This is a genomic window from Piscirickettsia salmonis LF-89 = ATCC VR-1361 (genome assembly GCF_000297215.2).
In the GTDB taxonomy this organism is placed as follows: domain Bacteria; phylum Pseudomonadota; class Gammaproteobacteria; order Piscirickettsiales; family Piscirickettsiaceae; genus Piscirickettsia; species Piscirickettsia salmonis.
In genome coordinates, this window is sequence record NZ_AMFF02000016.1 from 19676 (window position 1) to 36323 (window position 16648).

A 16648-nucleotide genomic window follows, 5' to 3' on the forward strand; every position below is an offset into this window, starting at 1 on the left:
TTTTACTTATCAGTACTTACGCATTGACAACAAAATCCAGTTATGCACCTATAAAAAATTGGTATTTTCAGTATGTTTTTTTCATAACTTGCATGAAATTTTGTCATAAACTCATATTTTTTACTCTCTTCGAAAGTTTGTAAAAAAGTGATTAAAAGGCTACAGCCATTGACATCGCTAGCTTTCATGTTTTCAATAAGCTGTCAATGCGTAAGTCCTGAACAAGCAGTTGATATTTCTTCATTTGTAAGGCGACATGGCTCGCCTTTTTTATTTTTTTGTATTGTTAAAGGATTAAAATAGTAATGTGTGCTGCTGCCATCATATGTTTAATAAAATAAATAGCTTCAAGGGTTAAAGTATGCACTATTGTGCTCTGGACCTGAGTTTAGTACCTGTAAATTAGGTTTGTTTGAAAAATAAATATAAAATTTACTTGAAGTTTTCAGTGCTTATGCCATTTCAATTATAAAAATTATTGATTATTTTAGGATTTATAATTTGTAACATATTGTTATATAAATGTATTTTAAGTTTCAATCTTTTAACAAATTAAAAGTTTGAAGAGAAGAAATAAAGAACGGAAGGGTGAAAATCATGCCAAGAAAAAATCGAGAAGATGTAGAGAAAGAAATTGCTGATGCACAAAGAGGTGGCCGCCAAATTAACCTACGAGATTGGGACTTGGAAAGGGTTGACTTAAGTGGTTTAAATTTAACAGGTGCGGATTTGAGAGGAGTAAACTTGAATTATGCTAATTTAGTCAGTGTAAATTTAACTGGGGCTGACTTCAGTGGTATTGGTTGGGATGTTGCAGTAGCGAATGCAGCCTTTCCTAGTTCCAGTGATTTAATATATGCAAGAAATTTTGGCACATTTTGGCGAGAGTCAACTTCGTCTGTTGGCGTTATGGCTAGAATGGCTATGCTAACGAACGTAAGGGTTAAGCAATCACAGTTAAATACTGCAAATTTAACTGGAGCTACTTTAACTGGAGCCAATTTAACCGGGGCCAACTGTGCAGGGACAAGATTTCTTCTGACAAATTTTCAGAATGCAATTGTCAGCGGGGTTGACTTAAAAGATTCGCTTTTGATAAATCCAAATTTGACGGGCACAGGCTTAGGTCCTGAAAACTTAACAGACTCAATCGTAAGTTTTGTACCTGTTGAAAGTGAAAACTATCGTAATAGTTTGAAGTTGTTAATAAAAATACATAGTTTAAAAACAGTTTATGCAAGGCCAACTGATATATGTGCTATTACTCATTTGTCTGGATCTGAAATAAAGAGCCCGGTTTATATTAAAAAGTCTAATGGTGATTTTGATTGTTACGATAGAGAAGCGCTAAAAACTTGGATACGTGAAGGTAATGTAATAAACCCGCTAACAAGGGAGTTAATAACGCCAGAGATGCTTAGCGAAGTTCCTTGGACACCAGAATTTTTTGAGCGGATGCTTTTTCAGCGCTTGTTACAACAGCTAGAATCTGAGTCACCATCACCATCACCATCACCATCACCATCACCTGGCGTGGGATTTAATGGTTAAGCTGTTGAGACTTCTTTATTTGTAAGGCGAGATTGTTCGCCTTTACTTTCTTTTTCCTCTGCTATTTCTGGCTCTTCTGGGCGGTATTCAAGGATATCTCCTGGTTGGCATTCTAGGTATTCACAAATGGCTTCTAGGGTTGAAATACGAATGGCTTTGGCTTTGCCATTTTTTAAAATCGACAAGTTTTGCGCGGTGATACCAATATGATTAGCTAATTCACTGGCTTTGACTTTGCGTTTGGCAAGTTGAACGTCGATGTTAATAATAATGGCCATAATTAAACTGTATAATCCTCTTGTTCCTGAAGCCGCTGCCCTTCGCGCATGACATATGAAATTATAACAATAAGCAAGCCAATAAATCCGGCAATGTAGCTACTTTCTTGAACAAGGATACGAATCGTATAGTAGCCGGGCCCTAAGTGTAAGGAAAGAATAAACGTCTGTAGCGCTTGTGCGATGGGTTTAAGTATGGCCCAAAGAAGCGCACTCCAACCAATTTTATTATATAAATTAACATTTTCTTTTATAAAAACGAGGCCACGTTCATAGTTTTTAAAGAGACGAATAATAATAAAGCAGCCATATGAGAAAATAAGGTAAGGGATGATGCTGAAAATTAAGCTGGCGGTGCGTGTAGGATAGCTTAGTTTTTGAATCGAACATAAGCTTTGGCTGTTAGTGGTTATATGCTGGCAGTTAAATGGGTAGAGCCACTGTATGAGTGATGGCAAAATCAATAAAACAATAACGGCAAACAACACCACCATAAAGAGCAGGCGTGAGAAGTAACTGCCTTGCGTGACATAGCCTTTACGCAATAGATAGATCAGGGCAAAGCAGGCGAGGATAAAGGTAATAAAGCTGGCAAGTGGAGAAAAATTTGCAATATAAGTAAAGAGTTCTGATTGCGCTGGATTGAGCTGAATATCAATGGTTGGTGTGATGACAAAAACGAGCATGGCAACAACCGCTTGGATAAGTAGCGAAGCGAAGCCGATGATGCACAATATAATCAATATTGCTTTTAAGAAATGATTCTTTTCACCAACTCGGTATGAGTCTATGGCCATGGGGTCTTATACCTTAAATAATACAGGTTGATCAGCTCTGTCATTTTACTGGACCTGCTTGATATTGCAAGCAGTCCCACTGTTTAAACAACTGACTAAACTGTTGCTCTAAATGGGAGGTGTCATGATTGTTGTTAATATGGTCATGCTCTGTATTAGCAGGTTCTTGAACCGCAATTAATTTATCAACCCAATCGGCTGTTACCCAGTCGCCTCGACTTTCCAGGCGTTCTAGTTGTAATTGCGCTGAAGTATTAATATGGACAAAGCGCGCGTCGGGAAATGCTCGTCGAAGCTGTTCACGGTTTTTCTTCTGGCTAATCGCTTGTGCCATCACAACAGTGTGATATTGCTTTAGGTAGCGCTGAATATGCCGGATGACCTGGGTAAAAAATGCATCACGCATCATTTGACTAAATGGTTGCCGATTATTGATACATTGACGCATTTGTTGGGTCAAGTGGGTATCTGCATCATAGCAATAAAATGCATATCTTTTTGCAAGCCATTGGCAAATATAGCTTTTACCCACACCTGGAGGCCCGTAGAGAATAATCAACATATTGAATCGATACTCTTCTATATTAAAGGTAAGCAAGATTAAGTAAGATTTAATCGCTATCTTTACTCTTGATTTTTAATCAACTAAATTCAGCCTAATCAGGCTAATTAAATTTAAATTATTTATATAGTTAACCTAATTAGTTGTTAATTTTTGTACTGTACTTAAAACATCAGCAACATGACCTTTTACTTTTACCTTACGCCATTCTTGACGCAAAATGCCTTGCTCATCGATGAAGAAGGTGCTGCGCTCGATGCCGAGATATTCTTTGCCGTAGAGCTTCTTAAGTTGAATAACACCAAAGAGTTGGCAGAGAGTTTCTTCCGGATCGCTGATCAGTTCAAAGGGAAAACTATGTTTGGCCTTAAAGCCTTCATGGACGCGTAGACTGTCTTTAGAGACGCCAAAAATGGCAGTATTACAGGAATTGAAATCGTTTATTGCATCACGAAACTCTTGCCCTTCCGTGGTGCAGCCGGGTGTATTATCACGAGGATAAAAGTAAATGACCCAATTTTTGCCTTTGAGGGCTTGAGAGTCTACAGGGGTTTCGCCGGTTGCTTGAGCGCTAAAGTGAGGGATTGCTTGATCAATACGAATGTCCATGACTTATCATTACCTGAGTATTGTGTTTAATTGTTCAAGAGTTTACCATGTGGAGCATAATAAAGTCATTGTATGAGGAAACTTGTGATTAAAGGAAGCATTGTCGCTCTTGTTACCCCGATGACCGCGGAAGGACAGCTGGATATTGAAGCATTGCGAGCTCTTGCTGAGTGGCATGTTCAGTCTGGGACTGCAGCGATTGTTGCAATGGGGACGACAGGAGAAGCCTCGACGCTTACGGCGGATGAAAATAGAGCTGTATTACAGCATGTTGTTGAACAAGTTGCTGGGCGAGTCCCCGTGATTGCAGGCACAGGAAGTCCTTCAACACAAGCGACGATAGAAAAAACACAAGCCGCTCATGCTCAAGGTGTTGATGCCTGCTTGTTAGTAACGCCTTATTACAATAAACCCACGCAAGAGGGTTTATATCAGCATTTTAAGACGGTTGCTGAGTCTGTTGCTATCCCTTTTATATTGTATAATGTTCCAGGGCGGACTCAATGTGACCTTGCTGTTGAGACCACCGGACGCCTGTCTAGGTTGCCAGCAATTATTGGTGTGAAAGATGCCACAGCGGATTTAACTCGAGTGGCTCAATTGCGTGCGTTATGTGCAGAAGGCTTTGCGCTGTACAGTGGTGATGACCCGACGGCACGTGAGTTTATTCAGTTAGGTGGTCATGGTGTTATTTCTGTTACTGCTAATGTGGTTCCAGTGTTAATGCAAGAGATGTGTCAGGCGCTAATCGGTGGCGATTTTGATTGCGCTGAAAAAATTGATAACCAACTTCTGAACTTACATCATGCTTTATTTTCTGAGTCGAATCCGATTCCGGTGAAATATGCATTACATAAAATGCAGCGGATTGCCCCTGGAATTCGTTTGCCATTGACCTGGCTTGCTAAGGAGCAGCATGCGGCCGTTGATGCTGAAATTGAGCGATTAATTGAAATAGAAACCGTGATGAATTAAGGGTAAGAGTACCGATGATAAGAGTACAGATGAAGTTAAAGGCAGGCTTTATAATCAATTGTTTTGCTACCGTTGCAATGATTTCGGCTTTAAGTGCCTGCTCTTCTTATAATAAGGTAGTCCGAGATCATTATGATACCTACTTATATACAACCCCAGAAATAGGCCCTGCGCTGGCAATACCAGGCACAAGTAATCTGGTGATGCCTGAACAATCCATGGGTCGTTATCCATTGCCTAATGACTTTAAAGCCCTTCAGGGCTCCAGCCAAACGGATTTATCACCACCGAATATTTTGAAAAAATAATAAGCCGTAGCTTAAGCTGATTTTAATTTTATCTTTGTGATTGGTTATTAACAAAAAACTAAACTAGGAGTTATCATGCAAAAAAAATCATTGCTTTACTCAGGTAAAGTAAAGTCTGTCTATCAAACAGATGACCCTCAGTGTTTAGTGATGGAGTTTCGTGATGATGCGACGGCATTTAATGGTGTTAAGCATGAACTTCTTGAAAATAAAGGGAAAGTGAGTAATATTTTTAATGAATTTATCATGCAAAAACTAGAGTCAGCAGGGGTGAAAACTCACTTTATCGAGAAAATTTCTGATCATGAGTCTTTGGTCAAGCCATTAGAAATGTTGCGTGTGGAGTGTGTGGTTAGAAATATTGCTGCAGGTAGCTTAAGCAAACGTTATGGCATAGAAGAAGGTTCCGAGTTAAAAGCACCGATTTTTGAGTTTTTCTTAAAAGATGATGACTTGGGTGACCCGATGATCAATGATGAGCATATTGTCGCTTTTGGTTGGGGAACAGAAGAAGATATTAAAATGATGCGTGAGTTGACGATAAAAGTGAATCATGTGTTAAACGATCTGTTTTTACAGGGTGATATTTTACTTGTTGATTATAAACTTGAATTTGGCTATAACAAGGGTGAGTTGCTATTAGGTGACGAGTTTACCCCAGATAACTGTCGTTTGTGGGATGCAAAGACGCGTGAAAAAATGGACAAAGACCGCTTTCGTCGTGATCTAGGTGGTGTAGTTGAGTCTTATATTGAAGTTGGTCGTAGAATTGGGATTTCTTCTCTTTAACTTAATAGTAAGATTCATATTTCAGTAGGCTGAGCCTCATCGAGCTAAATGGTGAGTAAAGTTTGGCCTTTTGAATAGTTTATGATTATTCTCAAAAATCCTAAAATCCTAAAATCCTACGCTGCGAGCCATGGAGTGCTAAGCACGGGGTGAGTAGGCCGAGGTAGGTTCGGGTTTTTAGCAGAGCGGAGTTGCGAAAGGCCGTTAGGTCTGTAGCAAGCGTAACGAGTGTCTAAAAATCTATACGAACCGTAGAGTCATGTGAGAGCACAGTAGTGGAGTGTGCCGATTCAAGGCACGTAACGCTGTGTGACGCGGACAGCCGAGGGTTTATAGTCGTCGCGTTTTGCTCGGCGATTTTGCATCATTGGATGTGCAAAATACCTACCGAGGTAGCGACGCTTACGAAATCCTAAATCCACTTGCATTTTTGGTGTTTTTTATTTATAAATAATAGCTTATAAAAGTGCTTGGTGTCATGCGTTGGCATTATTAACGTTGTGATGGTGAGGATGGGCGTTTAGCGTGCTGGTATTGTTAGAGAGTGAAGGTAATAATATAGTTTGATTATATTTTATGTAAATAAATTGTTCTTTTTGTATCGATGTTCTGCTTTCACCTTCACCCATCTTGAGACTTTCGTTTTTTTATTAAATTAAATATATTATCATATTTGTTTTATTTGTTGTTTTAATAAATATTTTATAGTCTGGAAATAAGATATACGATTATTGCTGAACTTTTTTATATTTGTGTAAGTTGTTTAATCTGTAGCTTTATTTGTTATCAGGATAGATATAGGCTGTAAATAAGTGCGAAACAGCTATTGTGTTTTATATTGTAGATTTTATTTATTTTTTTAGGTTGACCCTGTTTTGGACTAATGATAAATTTCGCCAGCTGCTTTGATTAGGTATTGATTGTATTAAATTTATATTAAGATTTATCGAGGTGGTTAGGCGTAAATTTATTTATGCTGATTATAGATAAGCTATTAGAGAGTATAGATTTTAAAAAAAAATTAATATTTCTAATTTTATTTTGTTAATTTTTTTAAATTTTAATTTTAATTTTAAATTTTACTTTGTTTTTGAATTAATAAAAGTTGATTTTATATTTCTTAAAATTTATATTTGAATTTGATGGGCTGAGCGAGTGGCTCTTTCTGTAAGTTTAGTATTGAGTGATGTTAAATTTTTATTGATTTTTTAGGTAAGTAAAATTTTAGTTTAGATATTTGAAATTTATGAAAAAACTTTTAATTGTCTTGTTGACTGTATTTTTTATTTTTAAGTTTTCTGAGGCAGGTCAGAGCGCTAGCACTAACCTTAATGCTAGTCCTGCTTCTAGTCCTAGCCCTAGCCCTAGCCCTAGCCCTAGCCCTGGCCAAGATGCATTTAATAGTTTGAAAAATAATAACTTCCCTTTATCTCCAGAGCAGATACATCAGTATAAAGACTTATATGACGTACAAAAAAAAGCAGAAGCAGCACCTGCTGGAAGTGCGCCTAGTGAAAGCTCATCATCGATTATCCCTGTAGGGTTAAAGCCAGGGGGAGTGCAGCCTATTGTGCGTATCGCCAAAGGGATGATTACGTCTATTGTGATGACAGACCAATCTGGCAGAGTGTGGCCCATTAGCTCATATAGTTTAGGTGATCCTGCTGCTTTTAATGTTCAATGGAATCAAGCCAGTGGTGTGCTAATGGTGCAAGGCCTAAAAGATTATGGTCAGGCTAATATTGGTATTTTATTAAAAGGCTTAGATGTTCCGGTGATGCTTTCTTTAGTTCTGGGGCAAAAAAAATGGGATTATTTAGATTATATTCGAGTGCAAGGTTATCAGTCTGAAAGCGAGGCCAATGCTCTGCAAACTCAGCATGCACCGGCGATGTTGATTCAGTTGTTGAATGGAATACCTCCGCAAGGGGCGAAAGAATTAAGTGTGGATGACGGAGCCGTGCAGGTCTGGTCTTATCAGGGGAAATATTTAATGTTAACCGCTGGGACGTTAATTTCTCCACAGTGGCAGGGGCGTCAAAGTAGCACGGGTCCTGCGGTTTTAAATGCTTATCAGTTGACAGCAACGCCTTCTTTATTAGTTTCTATGAATGGCGTGCTGCGACAGGTGACAGTATCGGATAGCTGGCAATGAAATTAAAGGCAATTACGAAAACGAAAGAATTTTTATCTGAGCATCCACGGCTGCGTGTGCTGATTATATTTGCAATAATTATGCTTGTAATTATTTTTATTGTAAATAATTTGTCACAGCCAAAATCAGCAGAGGAAGTTGGCGGATCCTATGTTGCTAGCCCGAATGGGGCGATGAGTCAGAAAACAACAAAGTATACGAATACAACCTATAAGAAAATTCATAAAGCCAATGAGGATGAAGAGGTTAATCGAGCTGAAAATCAAGGAAAAACATTGGTTGCGTCATCAACGCAAGATATTTCACCCAGAGCACCAGGGGCACCGGAATTAAGTCAGGCCGATCGTCGCATTCAAGAGTTAACAGGTTCTCATATTTTTAAAGAAATGGTGCAAAGAGAGGCAATACAAAAAAATCATCAAAACCTTCAAGAAGAAAAGGAACAACAAGAAGTTGACCAATATCAATTAAAAGTATCTGAAAAAGAAAATAAAATGCAGAATAAAATTCAAGGAATATTGGCAAAATGGGAGAATGTTTCTGCTCAAAAAGTGATGGTTGCCAAAGTTAGTACAGTTAATAATGCTGGAGATAATGGTCAGTCAGGTAAAAATAATAGTGAAAATATTATTGAAAAAGCAGGCGCTATTGTATTTGCGGTACTCGATACACAGCTAAACAGTGACCAACCCGGCACTCCAGTAATGGCGACGATAGTTCAAGGTAAATTTAAAAATGCCAAATTGTTGGGTAGTTTTAAAAGAGAGGATGAAAAATTAGTCATTTCTTTTGATCGCATGTCTTTGCCTGAACTTGATCACAGTATTTCTATTAAGGCGTATGCAATTAATGCCACAACAGCGCAAAATGCACTGTCTTCAGATGTAGATAATCACTATTTATTACGTTATGGTGGGCTCTTTGCTGCTGCATTTTTGCAGGGCTTTGGCGATTATTTTTCCCAAAACTCATCAAGTTTATGTGGTGGTGCGACAACCTGTATTATTACAGGCACTCAATCAACGGCAGAACAAAATCGTACAACGAAAAAAGCCCTATATTCTGGTTTAGGTCAAGTTGGAACAACTTTAGCTGGTAAAGCAAGCGCTGCATTTGATCGCCCTCCAACGGTTACTTTAAATCAAGGTGTTGGTATGGGGATTTTATTTATGTCGGATGTAAAGGTGTAAGTTAAAATGAGTAATAATCACACAGATAAAAATTATAATTTTGATGATGATCAAGACATTAATGAGGATAAAGAAGACCTTGTGCTAGATAGTGAGCCAGCAGTTAAAAGAAATAATGCAGATGCTGTTTGGCAAGGGACTTCACTGTGGGATAAAATAAGGCCGATGTTGCATTATTATATTATTGCTATTATTGCATTTGCTGTAGCAGGTTATATGATGTATAACGCATACCGAACTTTATATCCAAAGCAGTCAGTGCAGCAGGCTGAGGCTACCCATTTAAGCTTTAGTAAACCGGTTGAATCTGGCAATAAGCCAGCGAAAGGCCTTTCTCCCCTGATTCAATCTCAAGAAAACCAGGTCAAAAGTAAAAGCGGGCTTGGAAAAAAAGAAGAGATAAAGCCGAATGCTAGTTATAGTTCCCAAACGAGTGAGGTCGCTGGAATTAATGGCAAAAAAATCACTGATCAGATAAAAAAATTAGCAGAAAAAATTGATAATTTGAATCGTCAAGTTCAGAAGATAGTCGAGAGCCAAAGTCAGTCTTATAGTTATAGCGAAGAAGCAAAAAAATTGGCTGAGAAGGTTTCTGAAAGTCAAAATGATATTGAAAGTCATATTAAATCACTTACGAGCAATATAGATTTAATTGATAAAAAGCTATCAAAATTAGAAAATATTTCTTTAAAAAATAATAAAAATATTAATTTAATGCTTGCAAATCAATATAGTCATCGTGAAAAATTAAGGTTAAGGGCAATTGTTTCTGGGCGTGCTTGGTTAGTAAATGATGATGGAGTTACGTTGACTGTGACGAAAAATACCGATATTCCTGGTTATGGCCATGTTATTAAGGTCGATGATAAGCAGACACAGGTTACAATGAGTTCCGGTTATATTTTTAATTGATTTAAGTAGATTAAAAGTAGAGCAGAGTAAGTAGAGTAAAGTGAATAAACATAAATTGATGTCATCTAGTGTTTTATTTGTGATTATTTTAATCCAGATATTCACTCAGTGTACATATGCATCCAGTGGTGATGTTGCAACAAGCTTTATTCAAGTGTCAAGAGGCTGGCAGTCAACATTGGTGCATATTGCAATTTTTGTTGAATTTATGGCTGCTCTATCAGGGGTTATTCTTATTATTTTTGGACTGATTCAGCTTAGACAAGGTCATTCTGGTCAAGGTGGGCAGCAACAGCAAACTGCAAAAGTTGGTATTTTTTATCTTATTATTGGTGGTTTTCTCTTAGCTCTTGGTAGCGTTATTATTGTTCTTTCTAACTCGGTAAATTCTGCAGATATTAATGCAGGCGTTGATATTTTGCACAATGCACATATAAGTAAACCGACTAACCTTTATGAGGGGGTTATTTATTATGTGTTGATGCCGTTTTTGCATTTAATTAATGTCATCGGCCCTGTTGTTGGTTTGATCACATTGTGTGTTGGTGTTCACCGCTTGCGCTATCACTCTAACCCTCAGATCATGTCAATGTATCGACGGTCACCAATGGCAACGGGGTTTTATTTTTTTGTTGGCTCTGTGTTGTTATTCCCTTTTTACTTAATCAAGGCGCTTAGTGGTTCTATGTTTAAAACGCCACAAATATTAAGTCAGTATTGTGGTGATGTTAGCGGAGAGAAATTTCTTTCTTATTTTAGTACATTGCAAAATAATACTACGGTGACATTTTCTAATGGCGCATTTCAATGTGTTCCAGTTTCTGCTACAAGCACGAGTGATAATTTATTAAAGCTTGCCTATGCTATTTTATTTGTCGCTGGCCTTATTTCTTTTTTGCGCGGAATTTTCTTATTAACTCGTTTAGGTGAACATATGGGAGGCCCTGATGCAAGTGCGTCAAAAGTTGCTGTGCATATTATTGCCGGTATGTGTGCAATTAATGCGAATGTTTTTGTTGAAATATTAAGGAATACTTATAATATTATTGTTGGACTGAAAACTTAGATTTAATTTTAATAGGGTTGATAAGTGATGGCTATTTTACTTAAAGTTCGTAGAAAAAAATTATTATTAGGTTTATTATTATTTATCATAATGATAACTTCGGCTTACGCTGCAGGCGATGTCCAAACAGTCACTAATTTATTTACGAGCTGGAAAGGGACATTGATGCATGCTCTGATTTTTATTGAGTTTGTTAGTGGTTTTGGTGGTGTGATCTTAGTCGTTATGGGCTTATTCCAGCTGCGTAGTGGGCACGGAGCCCAAGGTGGTGGCCAGCAAGTTCAAACAAAGTCTGGCTTTATCTATATGATTTTAGGTGCAGCATTGCTTGTTGTTGGTACGATCGCCGGTGTGCTTGGTAATAGTGCGAAATCTGGAGTTACTGCAGATGTTGCGACAACACTGAGTGCTTTTACTTTTACAGATACCCCTTAATCGGCTTTTCTAGAGGAGCTCATCGTGAAGAGAGTCTTAATTTCGGTGTTACCAGCAGTGATTACTGTATTATTACAGGGTTGCTCTTCACAGCCAGCTCGGGTTGATCAACAAATGATTGCAGGTGAGCAACTTAAAAATAATCAGCAAATTCAGCAAGCGTTATTTGCTGCGGTTCAACAAACAGGGACTGCATTAGAAAGTTTATCTGAAATTCGCCGTGCACAATACCCAAAACAAGAGGTTATGCCTTTTCTTGATATTCATGATAAGGCATTAAGTAAAATGGTTTCTATTCATTGGTATGGTCCTATTAGCTCGATAGTAAAGGATATTGCAAAGGCTGTGGGGTTTCACTATCAAGAGTTTGGCAAGCCACCAGAACTGCCGGTGCTGGTGAATATTAATTATCCATCCGCATCCGCATTAGTTGTATTGCAAAATATTGAATTGCAAGCGAATAATAAAGCAGCGATAAAAATACTGCCACAGCAAAAAATTATTAGCTTACGGTATTTAACTGATGATTGACCACGCATTATACTCACTTGAGCAGCTCAGTAATTTAAATGCATCCAATCAATCCGCATATTATCAGCAGCAAGAGCAACATTTAACGATACGGCTGCGTGCGGTTAAAGAAACTGCTTTATCTTTGGGGGCACAAGCAGGTTTAGCGGCTGAAGCAAAAATTATTGATTCTTTTTTGGTAAGTTATAGCGACAAGCTTGATAAGATATTTAATTTTAATCAATTGCTTTTACAAAGTAATGTCTTGCCCCCCGTTATTTCTGATTCGAGCAATTCTGTTAATGTTGAACAAGGTGCTCAGTCTATTCGGGTTGCTGGACGCAGTTATAAAATCATCAGTCAGGTGAGGTTTGTCACTGCACCACCCACCTGGCGCGATTACTTATATCTAAATTATAGTAAGCCAGAGTTGCCAAATAAAATTCTACTACCACAAAATACAGAGGAAGAAACCCTATGGAAAGAAAGTGTTACTCAAGGGTGGCAACAAGGTATTCGTCAAGCTGTGACGATTTATAAAATTAATTTAAATCGTTTGGTTCGTGATTATACTGGCATGGTTTTATATAAAAAATTATTGACCGAGGGGCTTGTTAGTCCGGTTTATGTTGCGAAGAAATACCAGGGGGTTACTGGTGATAAAAATAAAGTAACAATTGACGACTGGACTTGGGCGATTAAAGATAAGCCGGGTTTACAAATAAAGAGCCAGTTATGGCAGCCTGTGGTAGGTAAAAAACCATGATGAATAACTTTATGATGCAGGCTGAACCGGCTTACTTTGTACCCGCAGAGTTTGATCGTTTACTGATGTTTTTGCATGGTTTGGGCACATCGGATATTACCATTCAATCAGGTGAAAATGTCATTGCAGATATTCAAGGTTTATTATATCGGGTGACAACACGTAAGCTTACTCAGCAGGAAGTTTCTGACTTAATTAATCATATCTACGGTCCAAATGCAACTGCTCAGGTGCAAAGTGGCACTGATTTAGACACGGGCTATCAGCTGACAACCGAAGAAGGGATTTTTCGCTATCGTGTTAATATTACTGCCTGTCAATTTCAAAGTTACAATGGTCTGCAAGTTACTTTAAGAACCATTACGGCAACACCGCCAGAGCTTGAAACAATGGATCTTGATCAAGGCTTATATGAAAGCTTGAAAGTGCCGCAAGGTGTGGTTGTGATCAGTGGTGCCACAGGTTCCGGAAAAAGTACGTTATTAGCGTCTTTGATCGCAAGTTTTTTAAAAAACCCAGATAGCCATTTAAAAATATTAACTTATGAATCACCGATTGAATATACCTATGATAATGTCGATAAGGTGAGTTCAGTCGTGAGTCAAAGTGAAATCCCTCGGCACTTACCGAGTTTTGCCGCCGGTGTTAGAAATGCCTTACGGAGAAAGCCTGGGTTAATTTTAGTCGGTGAGGCACGAGATAAGCCAACACTTGAGGCAGTTATCGAAGCGTCGTTAACAGGACATCCGGTGTATACCACAGTGCATAGTAATGGTGTTGTTGATAGTTTCCGTCGTATGGTGAATTTATTTGCAGCAGAAGAGCGGCAATCGCGCTTATATGACCTAATTGAAACCGTTCGGGTGATTATTTGGCAGGCATTAGTGCCGACGATTACAGGAACGCGGACGGTGATTCGTGAATATTTAGTGATTACGGATGATATTAAAGATCAACTGTATCGTTCGACGGCTGAGAATATGACCGTCGCATTAAAAGATATTTTGATTAAATTTGGTCGGCCTTTATATGAAGATATCCAGTTAAAACTAGATGCAGGTGTAATTACTGAGCATACAGCAAGAAAGTATATCTTAACTCGAAATGGTCAAGAAATGGAGATGTAAAATGAAATATAATGAACTGTCGACACATTGGCGTGATTCTGCTTTTTATCCTAAGTTTTATATGCTTGATGCACGCGTCTGTTTTCCTTTTTTATTATTTTTTCTGCATATGCGTTTGAGTACATTATTAATATCGTTTGTTGCTGTTATTTTCTTAGCAATTTTAAATAAATTTAATTTAACGTTAAGGGCATTTTTTATTGTCCTACGCGAAACAATTGCGGGTAGTAAAAAAAGATAAGCTAGATTAAAGACAGACTAAAGATAGATTAGATTAGATTAGATTATAGTTATGAAAGCATTTCGTGGTGTTATTAAAAATCAAGAACAAGCACAAATTCATGCAGTGCGAGATTTGCGTGCTTTTCACCGGCGTTTTGGCGATTTATTGGCAAGTCGCCAAGGAGCTTGTGTTTGTATTGGACTTTTATCCGTACTTAGTTTTATTTTTCCATATCTAGCGGATATTTTTATTTCGATGATGATTGCTATTTTTTGGTTTTCAATGTGGTCATCGCCTACGTTGCCATTTAAAAAACCATTGTATAGTAAAGAGACAGACGCGAATAATCCTAAGCCAGGCAGTAACTCAGCTGGAAAAGCCGAGGGAATCTATTATTTTGGTAATGAGTTTAATTCAGATAGTGAGCTTTGGTTTAATAACTCAGATATGAGAACGCATTGTTTAATATTTGGTTCAACCGGAAGTGGTAAAACAGAGGCTTTACTTTCTATTTCTTATAATGCCTTGGTTCAAGGCAGTGGCTTTATTTATGTTGATGGTAAGGGTGATAATTCGCTTTTTGCTAAAGTCTTTGCGATGGTCAGATCTGTGGGCAGGGAAGATGACTTGCTTGTTATTAACTTTATGACTGGCGCACGGGATATTATTGGTCCACAAAAAGATATTATTTCAAATACAATGAATCCGTTTGCAGTTGGCTCTTCAAGTATGTTATCGCAACTTGTGGTGAGTATGATGGACTCCTCAGGAGCGCAGGGTGGCGATGCTGATATGTGGAAAGGGCGGGCGATTTCCTTTATTGAAGCGTTAATGCGAATCTTGGTGTACCTTCGTGATAAAGAAGTGCTCTTACTTGATGCAGGAACGGTACGTCGTTATTTTACGTTAGAAGCCTTAGAAGGTTTATATCACGATAGAAAAATACTCGATCAATTGGGCAATGAGACGACTTATGATCAGGATATCCCATTTGATGTAAAAGACCCATTGTCTAGTTATTTGGTGAGCTTACCTGGCTATAAAATGGATAAAAAAGGTGAGCAGTCAGATAAAGTCTATGAGCAACATGGCTATATTATTATGCAATTAACACGGATATTTGGTTCACTCGCCGATGTGTATGCGCATATTATTAGGACAAATTTGGCCGAGGTTGATTTTCGTGATGTGGTATTAAATCGACGAATATTAGTCGTATTATTACCTGCACTGGAAAAGTCGCCCGATGAGTTGGCTAATTTAGGTAAATTAATTATTGCATCATTGAAGGCAATGCTTGCCGCAGGCTTGGGAGATAAGGTCGAAGGGGACTATAAGGATGTCATTGAAACTAAGCCGACGAATTCAAATACGCCCTTTTTATGTGTGCTTGATGAGTATGGTTATTATGCAGTAGAAGGCTTTGCAGTGGTTCCTGCTCAGGCGCGTTCTTTAGGTTTTTCTGTTGTCTTCGCCGGTCAGGACTTACCGGCGTTTCAAAAGGCGTCAAAAGAAGAGGCTGCATCGATTTGTGCAAATACCAATATTAAAATTTGTATGAAGTTAGAAGACCCTCAGGAAACTTGGGAGTTTTTTCAAAAAACGGCAGGCGAAGCCTATGTTTCTGTGGCGAAAAGTTACAATGTGAATCAAAACTCAACCACAATGAGCTATCAAGATACCATGGAGGCGAATTTAGATAAGCGCGGCCGTGTTGACTTGCTTGATTTAAAAGATCAACGTGAAGGTGAGGCACATGTCTTCTTTAAATCGAATATTATTCGTATGAGAGCATTTTATGCTAATCCACCGAAAGTAAAAGTATTAAAAATCAACCAGTTTTTAAAAGTAGAATCACCTTCTCAAGATGAGCTGAAAAGGTTACGGTCTATTAATGGGATTAAAGAAATAGAGATTGACTTTGAAGAAAAACTAAATTGCTATATAGATGATGATCCGTTGTTAAATTCATTTATTAAAAAAATTAATATGAGTCAACCGCTGGATTTAGATAAAATTTCTTTAATTATTAAAGAAGTTAATGAAATTAATAGTGAAGGGGTTGAAGACATTGAATGTGATGACTTTATACCTAAAAATGATATATTTTTAAATATTCCACTAGAAAAAAGAGTTGAGAGTATTTACTTTGATTTTGAAGTTTCAAGCTTAGAAGACTGTTTAATTGATTATAAAAAAATTAGACTAGCTGTGGAGAAACTGGCTATTTTAAATGATTTGCCGAAAAAAGAAGTTAAAGGTATTGCAAATAGAATTGCTGAAAGAATATCGGCAATTACACTTTATGAAAGTGACTCTAGTTTATTAGAAAGTGTGGGGCCGGTTGCTGATGAAATTATTAATCATTGGACATAGTGGTTTGGTTTTATAGTGT

Annotated in this window: 18 protein-coding genes and 1 pseudogene; 14 read left to right on the forward strand and 5 right to left on the reverse strand. The window is 37.8% G+C overall.

Annotation, left to right across the window (positions count from 1 at the left end):
• Window positions 1-597: 597 nt before the first annotated feature.
• Window positions 598-1551 (forward strand): pentapeptide repeat-containing protein, encoded by a 954-nt coding sequence (locus tag C200_RS14415; RefSeq protein WP_016211306.1) that lies wholly within the window; start codon window positions 598-600, stop codon window positions 1549-1551.
• Between the two features lie 77 nt (window positions 1552-1628).
• Here C200_RS14415 and C200_RS01770 read toward each other — a convergent pair.
• The 4 genes and pseudogenes from C200_RS01770 to C200_RS01785 form a co-directional block, all read right to left on the reverse strand.
• Window positions 1629-1829 (reverse strand): annotated as a pseudogene (locus C200_RS01770) (helix-turn-helix domain-containing protein); the annotation flags it as partial.
• Window positions 1830-1831: 2 nt separating this feature from the next.
• Window positions 1832-2626, reverse strand: a complete 795-nt coding sequence (locus C200_RS01775; RefSeq protein WP_016211309.1) for a DUF2975 domain-containing protein — start codon at window positions 2624-2626, stop codon at window positions 1832-1834.
• Between the two features lie 40 nt (window positions 2627-2666).
• Window positions 2667-3188: a gluconokinase gene (locus C200_RS01780; RefSeq protein ID WP_016211313.1), complete on the reverse strand. Its 522-nt coding sequence runs from the start codon at window positions 3186-3188 to the stop codon at window positions 2667-2669.
• A gap of 135 nt (window positions 3189-3323) precedes the next feature.
• Window positions 3324-3797: a peroxiredoxin gene (locus C200_RS01785; protein ID WP_016211307.1), complete on the reverse strand. Its 474-nt coding sequence runs from the start codon at window positions 3795-3797 to the stop codon at window positions 3324-3326.
• A gap of 84 nt (window positions 3798-3881) precedes the next feature.
• Between C200_RS01785 and dapA the strand changes: the two genes are divergently transcribed.
• The 3 genes from dapA (at window position 3882) to purC (ending at window position 5869) form a co-directional block, all read left to right on the forward strand.
• Window positions 3882-4772 carry a 4-hydroxy-tetrahydrodipicolinate synthase gene (gene dapA, locus C200_RS01790; protein ID WP_032126213.1) on the forward strand — a complete coding sequence of 297 codons (891 nt, stop codon included), beginning with the start codon at window positions 3882-3884 and terminating at the stop codon, window positions 4770-4772.
• A 29-nt stretch (window positions 4773-4801) separates the two neighbouring features.
• Window positions 4802-5080 carry a lipoprotein gene (locus C200_RS01795; protein WP_016211308.1) on the forward strand — a complete coding sequence of 93 codons (279 nt, stop codon included), beginning with the start codon at window positions 4802-4804 and terminating at the stop codon, window positions 5078-5080.
• 75 nt (window positions 5081-5155) lie between these two features.
• A complete protein-coding gene (purC, locus tag C200_RS01800; protein ID WP_016211310.1) occupies window positions 5156-5869 on the forward strand; it encodes a phosphoribosylaminoimidazolesuccinocarboxamide synthase in 714 nt (237 codons plus the stop codon).
• Window positions 5870-6159: 290 nt separating this feature from the next.
• On the opposite strand, the gene C200_RS15960 is transcribed toward purC, so the two are convergent.
• Complete coding sequence (locus C200_RS15960) at window positions 6160-6297, reverse strand: hypothetical protein (protein ID WP_164997260.1); 138 nt, start codon at window positions 6295-6297, stop codon at window positions 6160-6162.
• Between the two features lie 818 nt (window positions 6298-7115).
• On the opposite strand from C200_RS15960, the gene C200_RS01805 reads away from it, so the two are divergent.
• The 10 genes from C200_RS01805 to C200_RS01850 are packed head-to-tail and all read left to right on the forward strand — an operon-like array spanning window position 7116 to window position 16629.
• The gene (locus tag C200_RS01805; RefSeq protein WP_032126212.1) at window positions 7116-8024 is read left to right on the forward strand and encodes a DotH/IcmK family type IV secretion protein; all 909 of its coding nucleotides are present in this window, start codon (window positions 7116-7118) and stop codon (window positions 8022-8024) included.
• Window positions 8021-9214 (forward strand): TrbI/VirB10 family protein, encoded by a 1194-nt coding sequence (locus tag C200_RS01810; protein ID WP_016209955.1) that lies wholly within the window; start codon window positions 8021-8023, stop codon window positions 9212-9214. The genes C200_RS01805 and C200_RS01810 overlap by 4 nt, the downstream gene beginning before the upstream one ends.
• A gap of 6 nt (window positions 9215-9220) precedes the next feature.
• Entirely contained in the window at window positions 9221-10126 is a 906-nt protein-coding gene (locus C200_RS01815; protein ID WP_016209971.1) for a hypothetical protein, read from the forward strand.
• Window positions 10127-10166: 40 nt separating this feature from the next.
• Window positions 10167-11192: a hypothetical protein gene (locus C200_RS01820; RefSeq protein WP_016209966.1), complete on the forward strand. Its 1026-nt coding sequence runs from the start codon at window positions 10167-10169 to the stop codon at window positions 11190-11192.
• A gap of 27 nt (window positions 11193-11219) precedes the next feature.
• Complete coding sequence (locus tag C200_RS01825; RefSeq protein ID WP_016209959.1) at window positions 11220-11627, forward strand: hypothetical protein; 408 nt, start codon at window positions 11220-11222, stop codon at window positions 11625-11627.
• A gap of 24 nt (window positions 11628-11651) precedes the next feature.
• Entirely contained in the window at window positions 11652-12158 is a 507-nt protein-coding gene (locus C200_RS01830; protein WP_051307320.1) for a DotD/TraH family lipoprotein, read from the forward strand.
• Window positions 12151-12903, forward strand: coding sequence for a type IV secretory system conjugative DNA transfer family protein (locus C200_RS01835; RefSeq protein ID WP_016209964.1), 753 nt, complete (start codon window positions 12151-12153; stop codon window positions 12901-12903). The genes C200_RS01830 and C200_RS01835 overlap by 8 nt, the downstream gene beginning before the upstream one ends.
• On the forward strand, window positions 12900-14030 hold the full coding sequence (locus C200_RS01840) for an ATPase, T2SS/T4P/T4SS family (RefSeq protein WP_032126211.1): 1131 nt from the start codon (window positions 12900-12902) through the stop codon (window positions 14028-14030). The genes C200_RS01835 and C200_RS01840 overlap by 4 nt, the downstream gene beginning before the upstream one ends.
• Window position 14031: 1 nt before the next feature.
• Complete coding sequence (gene icmT, locus C200_RS01845) at window positions 14032-14271, forward strand: IcmT/TraK family protein (protein ID WP_016209962.1); 240 nt, start codon at window positions 14032-14034, stop codon at window positions 14269-14271.
• Window positions 14272-14322: 51 nt separating this feature from the next.
• Complete coding sequence (locus tag C200_RS01850; protein ID WP_016209953.1) at window positions 14323-16629, forward strand: type IV secretory system conjugative DNA transfer family protein; 2307 nt, start codon at window positions 14323-14325, stop codon at window positions 16627-16629.
• Window positions 16630-16648: the final 19 nt, after the last annotated feature.

Excerpts from the sequence above, each read along its gene's own strand:
- C200_RS14415 (WP_016211306.1), top strand. The coding sequence starts at position 598 with ATGCCAAGAAAAAATCGAGAAGATGTAGAGAAAGAAATTGCTGATGCA.
- C200_RS01775 (WP_016211309.1), bottom strand. The coding sequence starts at position 2,626 with ATGGCCATAGACTCATACCGAGTTGGTGAAAAGAATCATTTCTTAAAA.
- C200_RS01780 (WP_016211313.1), bottom strand. The coding sequence starts at position 3,188 with ATGTTGATTATTCTCTACGGGCCTCCAGGTGTGGGTAAAAGCTATATT.
- C200_RS01785 (WP_016211307.1), bottom strand. The coding sequence starts at position 3,797 with ATGGACATTCGTATTGATCAAGCAATCCCTCACTTTAGCGCTCAAGCA.
- C200_RS01795 (WP_016211308.1), top strand. The coding sequence starts at position 4,802 with ATGAAGTTAAAGGCAGGCTTTATAATCAATTGTTTTGCTACCGTTGCA.
- purC (WP_016211310.1), top strand. The coding sequence starts at position 5,156 with ATGCAAAAAAAATCATTGCTTTACTCAGGTAAAGTAAAGTCTGTCTAT.
- C200_RS15960 (WP_164997260.1), bottom strand. The coding sequence starts at position 6,297 with ATGCAAGTGGATTTAGGATTTCGTAAGCGTCGCTACCTCGGTAGGTAT.
- C200_RS01805 (WP_032126212.1), top strand. The coding sequence starts at position 7,116 with ATGAAAAAACTTTTAATTGTCTTGTTGACTGTATTTTTTATTTTTAAG.
- C200_RS01810 (WP_016209955.1), top strand. The coding sequence starts at position 8,021 with ATGAAATTAAAGGCAATTACGAAAACGAAAGAATTTTTATCTGAGCAT.
- C200_RS01815 (WP_016209971.1), top strand. The coding sequence starts at position 9,221 with ATGAGTAATAATCACACAGATAAAAATTATAATTTTGATGATGATCAA.
- C200_RS01825 (WP_016209959.1), top strand. The coding sequence starts at position 11,220 with ATGGCTATTTTACTTAAAGTTCGTAGAAAAAAATTATTATTAGGTTTA.
- C200_RS01835 (WP_016209964.1), top strand. The coding sequence starts at position 12,151 with ATGATTGACCACGCATTATACTCACTTGAGCAGCTCAGTAATTTAAAT.
- C200_RS01840 (WP_032126211.1), top strand. The coding sequence starts at position 12,900 with ATGATGAATAACTTTATGATGCAGGCTGAACCGGCTTACTTTGTACCC.
- icmT (WP_016209962.1), top strand. The coding sequence starts at position 14,032 with ATGAAATATAATGAACTGTCGACACATTGGCGTGATTCTGCTTTTTAT.
- C200_RS01850 (WP_016209953.1), top strand. The coding sequence starts at position 14,323 with ATGAAAGCATTTCGTGGTGTTATTAAAAATCAAGAACAAGCACAAATT.